The sequence below is a fragment of the Bacillus sp. Bwzl_19 genome (genome assembly GCF_054900515.1).
This window is the reverse complement of record NZ_CM142729.1, coordinates 233,548-251,155: the sequence shown is the minus strand read 5'-3', so window position 1 is coordinate 251,155 and position 17,608 is coordinate 233,548. Positions and strand designations below refer to the sequence as shown.

At 47.3% G+C, this 17,608-nt stretch carries 15 protein-coding genes, 3 pseudogenes and 1 other annotated feature; of the genes and pseudogenes, 6 read left to right on the top strand and 12 right to left on the bottom strand.

Going from position 1 to position 17,608, the window contains the following annotated elements:
• Positions 1-10: 10 nt before the first annotated feature.
• A pseudogene (locus ACW5MY_RS01395) lies at positions 11-618 on the bottom strand (nitroreductase family protein).
• Positions 619-1,047: 429 nt separating this feature from the next.
• Between ACW5MY_RS01395 and ACW5MY_RS01390 the strand changes: the two are divergent.
• Complete coding sequence (locus ACW5MY_RS01390; protein ID WP_013350900.1) at positions 1,048-1,941, top strand: cation diffusion facilitator family transporter; 894 nt, start codon at positions 1,048-1,050, stop codon at positions 1,939-1,941.
• 128 nt (positions 1,942-2,069) lie between these two features.
• Here ACW5MY_RS01390 and ACW5MY_RS01385 read toward each other — a convergent pair.
• The 5 genes and pseudogenes from ACW5MY_RS01385 to ACW5MY_RS01365 form a co-directional block, all read right to left on the bottom strand.
• Positions 2,070-2,207, bottom strand: a pseudogene (locus ACW5MY_RS01385) (IS5/IS1182 family transposase); the annotation flags it as partial.
• Between the two features lie 140 nt (positions 2,208-2,347).
• Positions 2,348-2,512: a tryptophan RNA-binding attenuator protein inhibitory protein gene (locus tag ACW5MY_RS01380; protein WP_013350899.1), complete on the bottom strand. Its 165-nt coding sequence runs from the start codon at positions 2,510-2,512 to the stop codon at positions 2,348-2,350.
• An 88-nt stretch (positions 2,513-2,600) separates the two neighbouring features.
• Positions 2,601-2,852 (bottom strand) — a binding site (T-box leader).
• A 48-nt stretch (positions 2,853-2,900) separates the two neighbouring features.
• Positions 2,901-3,821: a macrolide 2'-phosphotransferase gene (locus tag ACW5MY_RS01375; RefSeq protein ID WP_013350898.1), complete on the bottom strand. Its 921-nt coding sequence runs from the start codon at positions 3,819-3,821 to the stop codon at positions 2,901-2,903.
• Positions 3,822-4,117: 296 nt separating this feature from the next.
• Positions 4,118-5,065, bottom strand: coding sequence for a DNA-binding domain-containing protein (locus ACW5MY_RS01370; RefSeq protein ID WP_013350897.1), 948 nt, complete (start codon positions 5,063-5,065; stop codon positions 4,118-4,120).
• Positions 5,065-6,357, bottom strand: coding sequence for an ATP-binding protein (locus tag ACW5MY_RS01365; RefSeq protein WP_013350896.1), 1,293 nt, complete (start codon positions 6,355-6,357; stop codon positions 5,065-5,067). Before ACW5MY_RS01365 ends, ACW5MY_RS01370 begins: the two co-directional genes overlap by 1 nt.
• A gap of 275 nt (positions 6,358-6,632) precedes the next feature.
• On the opposite strand from ACW5MY_RS01365, the pseudogene ACW5MY_RS01360 reads away from it, so the two are divergent.
• The 4 genes and pseudogenes from ACW5MY_RS01360 to ACW5MY_RS01345 all read left to right on the top strand — a co-directional run bounded on the left by ACW5MY_RS01360 (position 6,633) and on the right by ACW5MY_RS01345 (position 11,620).
• Positions 6,633-7,575 (top strand): annotated as a pseudogene (locus tag ACW5MY_RS01360) (glutaminase).
• A gap of 24 nt (positions 7,576-7,599) precedes the next feature.
• Positions 7,600-9,036, top strand: a complete 1,437-nt coding sequence (locus tag ACW5MY_RS01355; RefSeq protein ID WP_013350894.1) for an alanine/glycine:cation symporter family protein — start codon at positions 7,600-7,602, stop codon at positions 9,034-9,036.
• Positions 9,037-9,152: 116 nt separating this feature from the next.
• Positions 9,153-10,103, top strand: coding sequence for a homocysteine S-methyltransferase (gene mmuM, locus ACW5MY_RS01350; RefSeq protein ID WP_013350893.1), 951 nt, complete (start codon positions 9,153-9,155; stop codon positions 10,101-10,103).
• Between the two features lie 113 nt (positions 10,104-10,216).
• On the top strand, positions 10,217-11,620 hold the full coding sequence (locus ACW5MY_RS01345; protein WP_162145046.1) for an amino acid permease: 1,404 nt from the start codon (positions 10,217-10,219) through the stop codon (positions 11,618-11,620).
• A gap of 40 nt (positions 11,621-11,660) precedes the next feature.
• On the opposite strand, the gene ACW5MY_RS01340 is transcribed toward ACW5MY_RS01345, so the two are convergent.
• Positions 11,661-12,728, bottom strand: a complete 1,068-nt coding sequence (locus ACW5MY_RS01340) for a branched-chain amino acid aminotransferase (RefSeq protein WP_041481589.1) — start codon at positions 12,726-12,728, stop codon at positions 11,661-11,663.
• Positions 12,729-13,079: 351 nt separating this feature from the next.
• On the opposite strand from ACW5MY_RS01340, the gene gltP reads away from it, so the two are divergent.
• Positions 13,080-14,333 carry a glutamate-aspartate/proton symporter GltP gene (gene gltP, locus ACW5MY_RS01335; RefSeq protein ID WP_013350890.1) on the top strand — a complete coding sequence of 418 codons (1,254 nt, stop codon included), beginning with the start codon at positions 13,080-13,082 and terminating at the stop codon, positions 14,331-14,333.
• Positions 14,334-14,369: 36 nt separating this feature from the next.
• Here gltP and trhO read toward each other — a convergent pair whose 3' ends face one another.
• From trhO to pssA, 5 genes are all read right to left on the bottom strand, one after another.
• Complete coding sequence (trhO, locus tag ACW5MY_RS01330; protein WP_013350889.1) at positions 14,370-15,338, bottom strand: oxygen-dependent tRNA uridine(34) hydroxylase TrhO; 969 nt, start codon at positions 15,336-15,338, stop codon at positions 14,370-14,372.
• Positions 15,339-15,443: 105 nt separating this feature from the next.
• The gene (locus ACW5MY_RS01325; RefSeq protein ID WP_013350888.1) at positions 15,444-15,719 is read right to left on the bottom strand and encodes a hypothetical protein; all 276 of its coding nucleotides are present in this window, start codon (positions 15,717-15,719) and stop codon (positions 15,444-15,446) included.
• A 41-nt stretch (positions 15,720-15,760) separates the two neighbouring features.
• Positions 15,761-16,576 (bottom strand): phosphatidylserine decarboxylase, encoded by an 816-nt coding sequence (locus ACW5MY_RS01320; protein ID WP_013350887.1) that lies wholly within the window; start codon positions 16,574-16,576, stop codon positions 15,761-15,763.
• On the bottom strand, positions 16,569-17,057 hold the full coding sequence (locus ACW5MY_RS01315) for a DedA family protein (protein ID WP_013350886.1): 489 nt from the start codon (positions 17,055-17,057) through the stop codon (positions 16,569-16,571). The genes ACW5MY_RS01320 and ACW5MY_RS01315 overlap by 8 nt, the downstream gene beginning before the upstream one ends.
• Positions 17,048-17,581 (bottom strand): CDP-diacylglycerol--serine O-phosphatidyltransferase, encoded by a 534-nt coding sequence (gene pssA, locus ACW5MY_RS01310; RefSeq protein ID WP_013350885.1) that lies wholly within the window; start codon positions 17,579-17,581, stop codon positions 17,048-17,050. Before pssA ends, ACW5MY_RS01315 begins: the two co-directional genes overlap by 10 nt.
• Between the last annotated feature and the right edge of the window lie 27 nt (positions 17,582-17,608).

Genomic DNA, 17,608 nt, shown 5'->3' with positions numbered 1-17,608 from the left:
TTACAAGTATTTAAATATACTCCACAAACTCATTCACAGGCTTTCGGTAGCCGCGCGGCCTTCTGCTTTCTGTTTTTTCTTTCCCGATTGTAATCATCATGACAATCTCAAATTGATCATCTATATTCAAAATCTGTTTCACGGCTTCAGTATCAAACCCTATCATCGGACAGGTGTCCCAGCCTTTTTCCTTAGCACTCAGCATAAACATCATCGCAGAAAGTGAAGCATTTCTTATCGCCTCATCTCTCTTAAATGGCTCTCCCCTGTTTTCATAAAACGAAACGGTGTCTTGAACCATGTGATCATACTCTTGTTTATTTAATATCCCCAGCATCTTCAATCCTTCATAGATGTCAGCCGCTTTCTGATATGCCTGCTTATCCCCTAAAACTAAAAGCACCGCTGATGAGCTAAACACTTTATATTGTCCGTTTGCGGCCTGCTTCAGCTTTTCTTTCACATCCGGGTCAAGAACCGTCACATATTTTGTATGCTGCAAATTAAAAGCTGATGGAGCCAACGCAACCAATTCAAACAATCTCTTGTGATTGGATGATCTGGAAGAAAGTTGCTTGCAGATCTTCTTTCATTCACTAGCTGTACAAATTCAGCCATTTCCCTCGTACCCCCTTTATCTCGAATTCGAGATATTATGATATAAAAAATCAAATAACATATGATCAAAAAAACGAAACGTTCTCTTCACTGATCTTTTCGTGATTCAAACGACCGGCAGGTTCTTATCCTGCACTCTAATTAAGTTATATTGAATTAAAATATCTTGAATTCGAGATAATAATATAAGATAAATACTCAAATGTCAACAGTTCATTTTTAAATTCAGCGTAATTTTGTCTGTGTATGGTTTAGCCCTGCTCCAACTTTTTTTCTGTCACCTTATTTATTAGTAAACAGGAAACAACCTTGCTATAGACCCACTCGAAACTGAATTGGTATGATAAGCAAAGTGATTACACAAGAAAGGATACGGAGAGCGCATCAAAAGCGCCCCTATTTTTTTGTGCAGTTTTATAGGAGGAAAAAATGGCAAGTGAAAGAGAACAAATAAGCAAAAAAGTTGCTTTGATTGCATTGATAGCCAATCTGATCTTAATGGCAGGAAAGATCTTTTTTGGACTGATAGGCGATAGTGAAGCAGTTTTTGCCGACGGTATACATTCTGCAGCGGATGTCGTGGCTTCGATTGCTGTCCTGGCCGTCATCGGCATTTCTAATAAGCCGCCCGATCAAGACCATCCTTTCGGGCATGGCAAAGCTGAGGTCATCAGCGAAGCGATTGTAGGAATCATATTAGTGCTCGTTTCCGTGTATATTCTAATAGAAGCGATTTCGTCCTTTGTTGAAGGTCCAAGCATCCCGCAATACAGCGCATTGTTTGCGGCTCTGATATCCTACGTGGCTAAGCAGATCTTATATCGTTATTCGATCAAACAAGGGGAAAAATGGAACAGTAAAGCGGTTATAGCGATTGCATACGATCATAAAGGCGATATCGTTGCCTCTCTTGCCGCTTTTATCGGCGTCCTATTGGCGATTATCGGGAACACCCGCGGATGGTCCTATCTGTTGTACGCCGATGCAATTGCCAGTGTTATCGTGGCGTACCTCATTTTTAAGATTTCAATGGAATTAATCAGGCCGTCTGTTGACGTTCTCATGGAAAAAAGTGTTGATCCCGAACTGATAGAGGAATATAAAGCGGTTATTTTGCATTGTCCTCAAGTCAAACGGCTCGATAAAATCCGAGCGAGAGAACACGGCCACTATAAATTGCTTGATGTCCGGTTATCTTTGGATCATGATTTGACGATTAAGCAGGGACACGATATTGCCCGCGAAATCCGAAATGAAATCAAAAGACACTTTTCAGATGTTGAAGAAGTGCTCATTCATGTGAATCCTTATTTTGAAGAATGAAAAAGCAGCTTGTATAGAAAATGATGTTTTTCTACAAGCTTTTTTGTTTTGTCCTGTTTCTTTTTCAGGCGCAGAAAAAGCACTCCCACATGCCTGGCCTTGCTTGGCAGGTATGCGGCAATCTTCAACATCATTTTGAATAAGATCAGCGGATCAAGTGAGGGGCGGCCTTTATTTTCGCTGTAGTAAGGTTTGGCCTTTTCAACGATGAGAGAAGTCTATATATTTCGAAGCAGGTGATCCTCTTCGGCGAGTTGGTCAAGCAGAACGAATTCGGCTGTGTTTTGAGAAGCGTTTCTTGTGTGGAACGTGAGAAAGACACCGTCTGATATTTTAAGGAGAAATAAAGGCTGTCGAGATTTTCTCGACAGCCTGAAGGCCGGATAACGGCCTTTTTTCTTTGATTTCACTGATCAATATGCTTTTTGATAAAATGCAGCAGCGTGTTTCCCTGAGCCGTCAAAATGACGCCCTTCGCTCCGCACTTCGGGCAGGGCGCTCCTTCTTTCTCCGCGCCGGTTCCTTCACAATGCGGACAAGTGAGTTCAAGATCGTCGGTTGCGATCACCATGAATATCCCTCCTTTTTTGATTTTCGGTCCGTCTCCAGTCACTTTCCATGGCCATCACCTCCTTAACGATACAAAAAAACCCCATCCATCAAAGGACGAGGTTTTCGCGGTGCCACCTTTATTAACGGCTGAAAAGCCATTCTCTCAAAAAGTACAGAAACAACACGGTTTCAATACTCCTTTCTTGATAACGGGGAAAGAATCCCGGCACCGCCTACTTTCATTTAAGCGCAGCAACTCAGAAGCCCATTCGGCATCGGACGGGGATCGGTTCACAGCGGCCACCGACTCTCTGAACCCCGCACGCAGATGCGTACTTGCTCTTCCTCAGCATTGTTCATCCGTTCTTTTGTTTTAAAAAGTATCATACGCTGTCATCCGGCGGAAGTCAATAACCTTTCGAATCAGACAGGCCGAGCATTTCCCGCGCCATTTGCATATGTTCTTCCTGACCCGTCTGAAGCGCGAACTTCGCCGTCTCCACAGGATAAGCAGCCTGCCATTCTGTCACATGCTCCTGCATTTTCGGCCAGACACGCCCGCCTTCAGCTTGGTAGCTCTTAATCAGGCGTTTCGTTTCTTTTTCTCCTAATATTACTTGGTAAAGGACAAAATCCTTGGCCTGATCAGCAACCTTCGCCTCCGTCCAATCGAGAAGACCCGTCACACGCTGATTTTGGCCGATTAATATATGCGGAGGGTGCAAGTCGCCATGGATCAGCGCGGAAAAATCAGGCCAATACGAGCTGTCATTTATCCATGTTTGCCATCTTTGCCAAAGCGGCTCTGAAACTCCGATTTCTTTTTTTATATGATCCATCGATTCCGCTGTCCTTTGCCTGACATCATCCGGTTTTATGATTTCAATGCCGGCTCTGGAGGCAGCGGCCGGATCTGCCCCGTGCAGCTCGGCTAATGCTGCTGCAAGCGAGCCGACAAAACCGTCTGAAGGCGGCTCGTGTTCCATATTCCAGACGTGCTGTTTCTTATCCAGATCAATCGCGGCGGCGGGTATGCCGTCCAGTTTCGGATAAGCGATCAGTTCCGGTGTATGAATCCGCCAATCGGGCACTGATACCGCGGCATAGCTGCGGAGAAACGCGAGAACGTTACTTTCCGCAGCCGCTCTTTCAATAACATCGGGGCGGCGCGGTTTTCGGAGCACCCATGTTACGCCGCTGTCATCTTCAGCAAATACGACTTGGAAGTCCATACCCGTTTCATTTATGTCCGCCCCTTCATATTTTAACTGTAAGCCATTTTCCTTTGCGATGTTCAGAACGGATTCTATATCCCTTTGTTTTGTCATTTTGTTTCCCCATTTCCCTTATTTACTGACACAGAGCTTCGCCTGAGGCGGAGAAAAATGAGATATGTGAAGACGCCAAAAAGAGGGCGGCATAATCGCCGCCCCCTCACTATAACTGTCAGGGTCCTTTATTCAGGCAGACAATCCCGGTTTTCTCCGCGCTCAAGGCAGAGACATTGACACTATTTCATTAGTGCGTAAACCGGAATATGATTTGCCATCAGGACCCCTCCGTTCTTTTTGAGTTAACATTATTTTACACAAAGACCTTATATAAGTAAACTCTATTGTTCAGGTTACCGGCTTCCCCCGCTGACAAATTTCGATCCTTCGCGTAAATCTTTCGCCTCCAAAAAGAAGACGTGAATGAATTTTTTCATATTCACTTTAACCGGAGAAAGCGGAATGGTTTCTTTGGCCTGCATTTCTTTCATTCTCTTGCTGACGGCAGGGAAATCGAAGAATTTCGAGGCGTAGTATTCAAATTTGGGATTTGAAAAATCCGTTGTGCCCAGAGAAGCGAAGTGGTTTAACGAATGAATGATTGCTCTTCTGATCCGCTGTTCGGAGGCTTTGGTCTCCCTGCTGACGTCTGCTTCCGACGCCGCAGGCCCCAGTTTCCGCAATGCGACATTTGTAAACACCCGCTTCAGCGACGGAACGCTTTTTTGCGCTTGCTCATCCTCAAATAAAAAATGCAGCACGGCCATCAGATCGTGCGCGCCGCTTTCTCCCACAATCCCTAATTCTGATAACAGAAATTTTCCCGTCTCTTTAACGGATTTTTCATGGGCTTCAGAAAGGCGGCTTTGCTGCGGTTCATTGCGCTGAACAAGCCGTCTTAACGAATTTTGGATGTCGCCGATGGACGTTTCCAATTCTATAAGGTCTTTCACTTTTCGGAGGACGGTGATGATCTCAATTTTGTTGATCGGTTTGTGGATAAAATATTCAATACCGAGAGAATAGGCTTCCCCCACCATTTCCTTCGCCTCCACCTGAGATATCATCACCGTTTTTCCGGTGTACGAATTCTGCAGGTGCCGGATCGTCTCAATCCCGTCCCGCCCCGGCATCAGCAGATCTATTAATAAAATGTCGACTTGTTTAAAATGGAGATAATGCCCTTCAATCTGACTCCCGTCCTCCGCCTCACCGACGACTTCGCCTAAATCCTCATCCTCGATAATCTGTCTCAAAATAGAACGGATCGCCCGGTCATCATCAGCTATAAAAAAGCGCATTATGAACTCCCCCTTTCTGCAATCAAATGCCTCACCGGCAGCTGAATCGTAAATATGACGCCTTTTGGCTTGTTATGAAAGGAGATGTCCCCGTCAAGTTCAGTTACGATTTCCTTCACGTAAGAAAGCCCGATGCCCGTTGAAGGGGTGCCGAATTCATCGTATTTGGACGTAAACCCCGGATCATAGACAATCTCTCCGATTTTTTCCGGAATGCCGGGACCGTCATCTTCCGCCTGAAATTCGGCCGTATCATCCTCCGCCCTGCGCAGCGTAAGGCGGATCTCACCCCTGTCTCCCATGGCCTCCACGGCATTGGCGGTAAGATTATTCAAGATCGACAGGACGGTAAAGACATGGTAATCGGGATGCTCTCCTTCAATCACGCTTTGAAACTGAATGTCCTTGCCTAAAGATTCGGCGTATTTTTCATTGATTCGGATGACGAGGCCGATCAGGGCGGCGGCATCCATGTAATCCCGGAACCTCTCATTTGAAATCAGCTTCGACAGCCCGGCGAATATCCGCTGATTGTCTTTTTTCACTTCATGAATTTCTCCCGCAAGGCGCAGCATGCGGCTGCCGAGCTCCCGGTCGTTCCCGCTCATTTCCCGATACAGCTGATAGGATTCCTTCGTCACATGTTCTGTCGTTTTCAGCGTTTTTTTCAAATGAATCGTTTCTTCATACAAGTTAGACACGATCATCAGCATATGCTCATGCTGCTTTCTCGTTTGCTTTTCCCTGACCTGAGCTTCATGCAGCTTCATCACGTTGAAAAAACTCAGCACTATAAATGTGTGAGAAACTGCGATAACCGCAATATCTGCCAGCTTGTCCGGTATCATAATCGGCTGGCCCCCGGAAAACTGAACCGCCATTTCAACGGTGTCAGACGCGATTTCAATGAGAAAACCGAGAAATCCGATCATCAGCGGCCGATCGCGAAAATGTCTGACCTTCAGCACGTAAAACAAACAGGCATATGTAAAGTAAAAAAAGAAACTGGGGTATTGGCTGAAAAAAGCCTCCGTAAAGCCGGCATGCTCTCCTCCCCAGCAAGCCAGGCCGATCCGGAATGCCACAACGGCTGCACCTGTCAACAGCCCTGACAATACCGCAGGCACATGCCGCAGCAGCAGCAGAAAAAAGAAAAAAGCGGGCGCGCCGAAGCTGATCCGGTACACCTCATTTACGGGGTAAAATTTCAGTTCCCCCGCCAGCGGCACGGTGATCAGCATAAGGGCGAAAAGATAGCCGTCTTTTTTTAGTAAATATTCGAGCCTGATCACAATCACTTCCTTCTTCTATCTATTTTGAATAAGACCGAAGGAGTCCGCAAATTTAGACCCGGTTAGCGGGACGCTCGGGCTGATTTATAAATCTATCGGCTTATTTTAAGAATGATTTTGTCGTATTTTGTATGATTCTGTAGATGTCATTATACATTAAAATTGAACACACTATATTTGAAAACGTTTTCCAAGACCGATTTCCGCTTGCGGACAGGCTTGCAATAGAGGAGGAATGTTATGAAAGATATGGTCAGCGCCTTGAAAAAGAGGAACTGGCTTCACTTTTACAAGATTGGGTCGAGCATTACCGCCCGTTTTCCGTTAATGGAAAAAGCGCAAATTATATACCCGCCCTCGAGAAATCAACGACTCTCAGCTGGGCATTTGCATATTAGAGCCTGATGGCTCCGTGATTCATGCCGGTGAATGGAATGTCCCGTTTACATTGCAGAGCATCTCAAAAGTCATCAGCTTTATTGCGGCCTGCATGAACAGAGGCATTTCTTACGTGCTGGATCGCGTGGACGTGGAGCCGACAGGTGACGCGTTTAATTCTATCATCCGGCTTGAAATCCATAAACCCGGCAAGCCGTTCAACCCGATGATCAATGCGGGCGCCATTACCTCGCCTCGCTTCTTCCGGGTGAAACGGCGCATGATAAATTAGAATACCTGTTTTCCGTTTTTGAAAAATTGATAGGAAAACGGCCTCACATTCACGAGGAGGTCTTCCGCTCTGAATGGCAGACCGCGCACCGGAACAGGGCGCTCGCCTACTATTTAAAAGAAACGAACTTTCTTGAGGCGGATGTGGAAGAAACGCTGGAAGTCTACTTAAAGCAGTGCGCCATGGAGGGTACAACCGAGGACATCGCTTTAATCGGATTGATTCTTGCGCATGACGGCTACCATCCGATCCGCCGGGAACAGGTCATTCCGAAAGATGTCGCAAAACTCGCCAAAGCCCTGATGCTGACGTGCGGCATGTACAATGCGTCAGGCAAATATGCGGCTTTCGTCGGTGTCCCGGCAAAAAGCGGAGTATCCGGCGGCATTATGGCATTGGTTCCTCCAAGCGCCAGAAGAGAACAGCCTTTTCATAACGGCTGCGGCATCGGCATTTACGGTCCGGCCATTGATGAATACGGCAACAGCCTGACGGGCGGCATGCTGCTGAAACATATCGCACAGGAGTGGGAGCTCAGTATTTTTTAATCAAACGAACCAAGAGGTGATTGGATGCAGGAATTCCTTGAAAATGTAATCGGTTCAGCAAATGATTTTTTATGGTCAAAACTTTTAATCGTACTGCTTCTTTCTCTGGGACTGTTTTTTACGTTCAGATCAAAGGGTCTGCAAGTCCGCATGCTGAGGGAAATGATCCGGGTTTTAAAAGAAGGCGCGGCCGCCCGGTCAAAAAACAGCATTTCCCCGTTTCAGGCATTTTGCATCAGTATGGCGGCGCGTGTCGGAACCGGAAATATTACCGGAATCGCAATTGCGATCGCACTCGGCAGTCCGGGTGCTATTTTCTGGATGTGGATTATCGCAGTCATCGGTTCGGCTTCAAGCTTTGTTGAAAGCACGCTTGCCCAAATTTATAAAGTAAAAGATCAAAACGGCTTCCGCGGCGGCCCGGCCTATTACATGGAAAAAGGCCTGAAGAAACGCTGGATGGGCGCGCTGTTCGCCGTATTAATCACACTGTCATTCGGGATCGTCTTTAATTCCGTTCAGTCTAATACGATCAGCATCGCCTTTCAAAACGCGTTCGGCACCAGCCGGCTTACATTGGGCCTCATTTTAATAGCGGTCTTCGCCTGTGTTATTTTCGGAGGCGTCAAACGAATTGCGAAGATGGCGGAATATGTCGTAGTCGTCTTAGCCGTTTTATATATCGGCATCGCTTTCTTTGTCATTCTGACGAACATCACCCAATTGCCTAGCGTTCTGTCGATTATCAAAAAAAATGCTTTCGGTATTGATCAGGCAGCGGGCGGCGCTTTAGGTGCGGCATTGATGCAAGGTGTGAGACGCGGGATTTTCTCAAATGAAGCGGGAATGGGAAGCGCCCCGAACGCGGCGGCGACGGCTACAACGAGCCACCCGGTGAAACAGGGACTCATTCAGGCATTCGGCGTCCTGACGGATACGCTTGTCATCTGTACAAGCACGGCACTTATCATTTTATTTTCAGACGCTTATCACCAGCCGGGCCTGAGCGGCATCGCGCTTTCTCAGGCTGCCTTGAGCGACCATGTCGGCGCGTGGGCATCGGGTTTCCTTGCCGTCTTAATGCTTCTGTTCGGCTTCAGCGCTCTTATGGGCAACTATTATTACGGAGAAACCAATATCGGATTTTTAAGCCAGAACAAGAAATGGCTGTTCATTTACCGCATCTGTGTGCTCGGAATGGTTCTATTCGGATGCATTTCCAAAGTCCAGCTTGTGTGGGATATGGCTGACTTGTTCATGGGCTTAATGGTGGTCGTGAATTTAATCGCGATTTTCCTTCTGTCGAAAAAAGCGTTTGCCGCTTTGAGCGATTATGTCCGGCAAAAGAAAGCCGGAAAGGACCCCGTCTTTTACAGAGATGTGCTCCCTGATGATGACGGGATCGAATGCTGGGAGTATTCAGATATCGCTAAAAACACGAAAGGCAAACACATTTCCTAAACAAAAGGTGTTCGGGCAGCTGGCCTGAACACCTTTTTTCTGCCGGTTCATTGACAAAGAGAAAAGCGTCTATTACTCTTTTTATATATTTTCAGAAAAGTCAGAGAGGAATGCCTATGAATCCCATTACACAAATATTAGATGAATATCCGGTTATGATCATAGACGGAGCGATGGCTACCGAGCTTGAACGGATGGGCTGTGATTTAAATGACGATCTGTGGTCGGCCAAAATTCTTTTGGAGAGACCCGAACTGATCAAACAGGTGCATGCAGAATATTTTGCCGCCGGCGCTGATTGCGCGATCACCGCCAGCTATCAATCAACGATTGAAGGATTTGCGGCACGCGGCATCCCAGAAACTGATGCGATCCGCCTTATTCAGACATCAGTTGAGCTCGCCGTCCAAGCACGTGATGAATTTTGGGCGCATGAAGAAAACCGTATACACCGTCCCAAACCTTTGATCGCCGCTTCTATCGGACCTTACGGCGCGAGCCTTGCCGATGGCTCTGAATATCGCGGACATTACGGACTGACGGAGGATGAGCTGATCAGCTTTCACCGCCCCCGGATGAAAGCCCTCATCGAATCCGGCGCCGATCTTTTGGCCTGTGAGACCATTCCGTGCCTGTCAGAAGCAAAAGCGATCACAAAGCTGCTGGAGGAATTCCCCGGCACTTATGCATGGATCAGCTTCAGCGCCAAAGACGGACGGCATATCAGCGAAGGCACGCCTATTTCCGAATGTGCGGCTCTGCTCGACTCCTGCAGCCAAATCGCAGCGATCGGCATCAACTGCACACCGATTGAACATATTCCGACGCTGATAGAAGAAATCAAACGGGCAGCGTCCAAACCGATTATCGCCTATCCGAACTCCGGCGAACAGTATGATCCGGTGACAAAAACCTGGATAGGCGCAGCCTGCGAAAACAACTTCGGAAAAAGCGCGCAAAGCAGCTGGTACGAAAAAGGCGTGAGCCTGATCGGAGGCTGCTGCCGGACGAAACCTGCGGACATCCAGGCCATTGCCGATTGGGCCAAGACCTTAAAAACAACTTGACTAATCGGAATAGTTTGTATATTCTATTCAAAAAGCCGGTTCGCCGGAATCTCGTGCCATTCGCCGGCATGAGATTTTTTATTAGAACGGCCCTCGCAGAAAGTTGGAAAACAATGAACAACAAGAACGAGACAAATTTTCAGAGAAGTATGAAAAGCAGGCACCTCTTTATGCTCTCACTCGGAGGTGTGATCGGAACAGGGCTGTTTTTAAGCTCTGGGTATACCATTCATCAGGCGGGTCCGGCGGGCACCATTTTCGCTTACCTTTTGGGCGCGTGCATCGTCTATCTCGTCATGCTTTGCCTCGGTGAACTGTCAGTGGCCATGCCGGTAACGGGCGCATTCCACACCTATGCGAAAACCTATATCGGACCGGCGACGGGCTTTACGGTCGCATGGCTGTACTGGCTGACGTGGGCGGTGGCGCTGGGCTCTGAATTCACGGCGGCCGGGCTCTTCATGCAGCGCTGGTTCCCGCATACTTCGGTGTGGATGTGGAGTGCGGTATTCGCTCTTTTCATCTTTTTATTAAACGTCTTCTCCGTGAAATTTTTTGCTGAATCGGAGTTTTGGTTCTCAAGCATTAAAGTCTTAGCCATCTTACTGTTTATTTTATTGGGCGGAGCGGCGATGTTCGGCATTGTCCCGATGAAAAGCGGTGAGGCCGCACCTATGCTGTCGAACTTTACGGTTGGCGGCAGCCTTTTTCCAAATGGCTTTTTCCCGATACTGATGACGATGCTTTCAGTAAACTTTGCCTTTTCAGGGACGGAATTGATCGGAATCGCTGCCGGGGAAAGCGCTGATCCGGAAAAAACCGTTCCGCGCGCCATTAAGACCACAGTCTGGCGGCTGGCGCTTTTCTTTATCGGAACGATTTTTGTGCTGTCAGGGATGATCTCCATCCAGGAAGCCGGTGTGATTGAAAGCCCGTTCGTCACGGTATTTGACAGAGTCGGCGTGCCCTATGCGGCCGATCTGATGAATTTCGTCATTTTAACGGCGCTTCTGTCTGCCGCCAATTCAGGGCTGTACGCGTCATCACGTATGCTGTGGTCCCTGTCTAAAGAGGGAGAGCTTCATCCTGCCTTTGCCAGGCTGACGCCTAAAGGCATTCCTTTTAACGCTCTGATCTTCAGTATGATCGGCGGCATTCTGTCGCTGCTGTCAAGCGTATTTGCAGCGGATACAATCTATCTTGTTCTCGTCTCCGTCTCAGGATTTGCGGTCGTGGCGGTGTGGATGAGCATTGCCGCATCGCAATTTTTGTTCAGAAGACGGTTTCTTAAAGAAGGGCATCAGGTTTCAGAGTTGAAGTATCGGACGCCGGGATACCCGGCCGTGCCGATAGCGGCCTTTCTTCTGTGCCTCGCCTCCTGTATCGGCATTGCTTTTGATCCGAACCAGGCCATCGCCCTTTATTGCGGAATTGCATTTATGGCCGTCTGTTACATCGCTTATTATGTGAGAAACCGGAAAAGCACCGCACGCGTTCAATCCGCTAAATCCCAATAACCGAAAAAAGAACCCTGCCGCGCAAGGGTTCTTTTTACATTTATACTTCAACCACCCATCTGAACGAATCCCGCACCTTCCCGACCTGGATGCCGGTAATCGTTTCATAGAGCCTTTCTGACACTTCACCGATCAAACCGTTATTCAGCTCAATCGTTTCTCCGTGAATATGCAGCGCGCCGACCGGCGAGATGACGGCTGCGGTTCCCGTACCGAATACCGCTGACACTTCGCCTCTCATTGCGGCCTGATAAATGTCATCAATGGCAACGTGTTCTTCCCTGACAGGTATGCCCCAGCTTTTTAACAGCTCTATCACAGATGCCCGGGTGATGCCTCCGAGAATGCTTCCGTTTAACGCCGGCGTTACAGCCTCTCCGTTTATGATGAAAAAGATATTCATACTGCCTACTTCTTCCACATATTTCTTTTCCACCCCGTCTAGCCAAAGCACCTGATCATACCCCAGTTCTTCGGCTTTTTGCTGAGCCTGTAAGCTGGCCGCATAATTTCCGGACGTTTTGACATCGCCCACTCCGCCGGTGACGGCACGCACATACTCATCCTCTACATAAATACGGATCGGTTTCAGCTGATCGCCGTAATACGAACCGACAGGCGTCAGGACAACCATGAATTTGTAACGGTTTGAAGGCCGGACTCCTAAAGAAGGCTCAGTCGCAATCACAAACGGACGGATGTATAATGACGTTCCTTTTTCTTTCGGAATCCATTCCTGCTCCAGCACCACCAATTGTATCAATGCTTCCAGCGCCAGCTTCTCGTCGAGAGGCGGCATGCTCATCCTCCGTAACGATTTATTCAGCCGTTTAACATTCTGGTCAGGCCGGAACATCAATACCCGTCCTTCTTCTGACCTGTATGCTTTCAGCCCCTCAAATACGGCTTGCCCGTAATGGAAAACGGATGCGGACGGATCAAGATGAACCGGTTCATAAGGTGTAATTCTCGGATCATGCCAGCCTCTTTCTTCTTCGTAATCCATGACAAACATGTAATCAGTGAAGTACTTGCCAAATCCCAATGAAGCGGAATCCGGTTTTTCTTTTCTTGCTGTGACCTTACGTATTTCAATCAGTTGATTCAACAAAAGCACACCTTTCTTATAATTCTTAAAATTTTCAGTCTTTTATGATCTGCATATATTTTCTCTGTCCGAATCGTGTATGCACAGATATATGAGGATGCAGTTGTCCGTATCATATCATATAATTATCAAAATTTTTAATATTTTCGAGTAAAATTCTTTCTTTATCCTATGCCGCTTCATTTTTTCCAATGAGGACTTTGTGTCATATTCAATGATTGCGCTTACATAATGTAAAGCAATCCTCTCTTTCACACAGTCAATGTGTGACAAATTTATGGCAGAGAGGAAGGTGGTTGCCGCCTGCTTCGCGAATTACGTAAGAAATGCGCAAGTAAAAGGGGGATTCGCTTGAAAAAATTTATCGCATTCCAGATTTTGATCGCTTTAGCCATCGGAGCATTGATCGGCCATTTCTTCCCGGATTTCGGGATGGCGCTGCGGCCCGTCGGAGACGGATTTATCCGCCTGATTAAAATGATTGTCGTGCCGATCGTGTTTTCGACCATTGTTATCGGAGCCGCCGGCAGCGGCAGTATGAAAAAGATGGGCAGTCTCGGCATCAAAACGATTATTTGGTTTGAAGTCATTACGACGCTTGTTCTGGGGCTCGGCCTGTTATTGGCGAACGTACTGAAGCCCGGAGTCGGCCTTAACCTCTCTCACCTTGCTAAAAAAGATATTCACGAGCTTTCCGGCTATACTGAAAAAGTAGTCGACCTGAAACAAATGCTTCTTGATATTATCCCCGTTAACATCATTGACGTTATGGCGAAAAATGATCTTCTCGCCGTCATCTTTTTCGCAATCTTATTCGGTGTCGCCGCAGCCGGCATCGGCAAAGCATCCGCACCTGTCATGAATTTCTTTGAATCAACGGCAAATATTATGTTCAAGCTGACGCAAATGGTGATGGTCACCGCTCCGATCGGCGTTCTCGCCCTTATGGCCGCCTCCGTCGGACAATACGGAATCGCGCTTTTGCTTCCGATGCTGAAGCTGATCGGCACTGTATTTCTCGGGCTGTTTTTGATCCTTTTCGTTCTGTTTCCGATTGTGGGGCTTATCTTTAAAATCAAATACTTTGAAGTGCTGAAAATGATCTGGGATCTGTTTTTGATCGCATTTTCCACGACAAGCACAGAAACCATTCTGCCTCAGCTGATGGATCGGATGGAGAAATACGGCTGCCCGAAGCGGGTCGTCTCCTTTGTGGTTCCGTCAGGTTTATCGCTGAACTGTGACGGCTCAAGTCTCTATTTATCGGTGTCATGTGTTTTTCTGGCGCAGGCTTTTCATGTGGAGATGCCGCTGTCTCAGCAGCTTCTGATGATGCTTGTGCTCGTGATGACAAGCAAAGGCATTGCCGCCGTGCCGTCAGGCTCACTCGTCGTGCTTCTGGCGACCGCGAATGCCGTCGGTCTCCCCGCGGAAGGCGTCGCCATCATTGCCGGTGTCGACCGCGTCATGGACATGGCGCGAACCGGTGTCAACGTGCCGGGCCATGCGGTCGCCTGCATCGTCGTATCCAAATGGGAAAAAGCCTTCAATTATAAAGGACCCGCCGCCGCATCAGACCAGAGCGCCCGGACAGAAAGTATGTAAACACAAAAAAGACCACCTCATTGGTGGTCTTTTCTGTTAATCAATCGCCGCATGATCTTCTTTTTCAATCAGAGCAAGGCGTTCATTGATTTCTTCCTGGGTCATTTCGTGCTCTTTCACATACATGTTGCGTTCGTTTGTTCGGCATTCGTGACTGCAGCTGCGCATGTATTTGTATTCATTTTCAGGTGTGCAGATCATTTTTTTATTACATGCCGGATTCGCACAGTTCACATAACGCTCGCATGGCTCGCCTGTGAAATAATCTTTTCCGATAATAACATGCTCTACGCGGTTTACCGGTACGCTGATTCTTTCGTCAAACACGTAGCACTGTCCGTCCCACAGCTGTCCTTGCACTTCAGGGTCTTTCCCGTAAGTGACGATACCGCCGTCAAGCTGGGATACATCTTCAAATCCCTGCTTCAACAGCCATCCGGAAAATTTTTCACAGCGTACGCCGCCTGTGCAGTACGTGAGGATTTTTTTGCCTTCAAGCATGTCTTTGTGTTCTTCAATCCAGCTCGGCAGCTCACGGAACGCCTCAATATCAGGTCTGACTGCTCCGCGGAAATGACCGAGGTCATACTCATAGTCGTTTCTGGCGTCGATTACGATCGTGTCAGGGTCCTGCATTTTCTCATAAAATTCTTTCGGTTTTAAATGCTTGCCCGTTGTGACATTCGGATCAACATCATCTTCGAGGCGAAGCGTCACAAGCTCTTTTTTATGGCGGACAAATATTTTGCGGAACGCGTGTCCGTCAGCCTCATCAATTTTGATCGGCATATCGGCAAAGCGCGGATCAGCTTTCAGCGCCTTCATGTATTGATCCGTCTGTTCAACCGTTCCGGACACCGTACCGTTAATGCCTTCCTCAGAAATCAAAATACGGCCTAACAGACCGAGCTCCTTACAAAACTTCAAATGCTGAGCCGTGAATTCTTCAGGCTCATCAATCTTTACATATTTATAATAAAGTAAAACTCTATATTGTTTTTCCATGATTATACACCCTGTTCAATTATATTAATGATCACGCACACTCTACTATATCATACAGGAAAACGGGCGAAAGATGAACATTTCCGTCCGGACTCTTTCTTCCAGTCATGCCTCGCCTTTTAACACCTGCTGAAAATAAAACCGATACGTATTGCGCAAAAAGGTCTCAAGCGGCAGGCCCGCAGCGGTCTGGTACTTGCCGATAATAAACGGAAAACGGTCACGGCCTTTTTCCCGCAGGACATCGGCGCTGTCTTCAGCCAGCTCTGATATGAGCGCTTCGACGACAGGCCAGCAGGCGTCCCGCACGGCTTCAAGAACTTGCTGGCCGCCTGTATGCTGGTACTGCTCTATCAGCTTTGCCAAATCCTTTTCTGCCATATTGTCACTTCCTTACACCATATAAAAAAGAGGAGCAGCTTTTATAAAGCGGACGCCTCCTCCTGTGACTCCGCATAACCGATGATCTGGCCGACCTGTAATTCGCGGCCTTCTGTCAGGTTATCCGAAGGGGTAAACATATCTTTCTCGAATACTAAAATAACGGTCGATCCAAATGAAAAATAGCCCAGCTCTTCACCCGTTTCAAGCTTGTTTCCGGTGCTGGTCTGAACGATGGAGTTAATATTCATCGCGCCTACCGGAATCATGAGCATCTGCTGGTCAGCTCGGGTCAGCTCGTACACATAGCGGTAATTTTTTGAGAGGACATCTTTTCCGTACTTCAGCCCCATCGTATTAACGGGATAGGAGCGTTTCCCAAGCTCGGCCAGCTTCTGATACGTGCAGCTGACGGGGGAATGGAAGCGGTGATAATGTCTCGGACTCAGGTAAAGCACGGCAAAATAGCCGCCGTTGTATTTGTGATCGGCGCTTTTAAACCCCGTCAGTTCGGCGAACGAATAATCTTTCCCTTTTACCATGAAGGTTTGATTCGGGTTAATCATGCCCACCGTTTGAACGACGCCGTCCACCGGACTGACAATGGCGTTCTTCTCTTTTGCCACGGGGCGGAGATTCAAATTAATATCACGAATGAAAAATGACGCCAGTGAATCAAAGTCAGAAGCTGTGCGTTCCGTTTCATTCCAGTTGATGCGATAGTGTTTGGAAAACAGCGGAATCATCGGCTTGCTCAGTTTCGATTCACAGAAGTTTTTAATGAGATAAGACGTCAATCGATTATTAGTCAGTTCAATCAATGAACGATAAAGAACTTTAGCGGCAGTATTAAACATTGATTACTCCTATGAATTTTCCTATAGTAATAAAAATAAAACACCATAAAAACGCTCCGATGGCGGCGAAGCATAGGTAGGTTTTGAAATCCATTCTGCCGATTCCGGAAAAGTAGCATGTCACGTGTCTGATGCCGGGGATGAAATAACCTAAAATAATGGTGTACGGCCCGTACTTTTTCATCCACCTGTCTACTTTCTCCATCCTCTTTTCCTTCAGGCCGACCCATTTCCCGAACTTATTAATAAAGGGCCGGCCGGCTTTTCTGCCGATGAAGTAGCTGATGATCATCCCCAGAAGCGCTCCGATAAAGCTGATAAGAATGGAGAGCTCATAATTGAGCACTTTTAAATGCGTGAAGTAGCCCACTAGCGTCATCATGACTTCATCCGGAATAGGCAATCCGATAATACCAAGTGTCAGCATGAGAAAAATCGCGATATATCCGTAATCGGAAATTAATTGCTGAACTAGTTCCATCTTCTGCTCTCCAGGTTTTCAGGCGCCTGTTTTTTAAAGTGGGGAAATTTAATGTTGCTGACCATTAAATATCCGAGCGCAATCGTTCCCGCTCCCAGAAGAAAAGCGTTATTGATGAAGCTCAAAATGACAAGACACATGCCCGCAAAAGGAATCGGCATCCCGATAAACGTCGGCAGCTTGCTTTGTTCGATATTAAATCTCGAAAGCCGGATCATCCCGCAAATGCTGTAGGAAAGCGCGATTAAAATTCCGATGAACGGAAGCGTATATAGTGAAACAGTGTAAGCGAGCATAGACGGCGCCACGCCGAACGTCACGAGATCAGCAAAAGAGTCAAGCTCCCTTCCCATCTCCGATACCGCGTTCAGCTTACGGGCGGCCAAACCGTCAAAGAAATCAAGAAACATCCCGGTGAAAATAAAAATCACCGCAGAGTGAATATTATGATACAAAAGGGAATGAATCGATAGAAGCCCGCAAATAAAATTTCCAATTGTAATCATACTAGGTATATAATTCACAGTTTACACAAACCTCCAATTAAAACC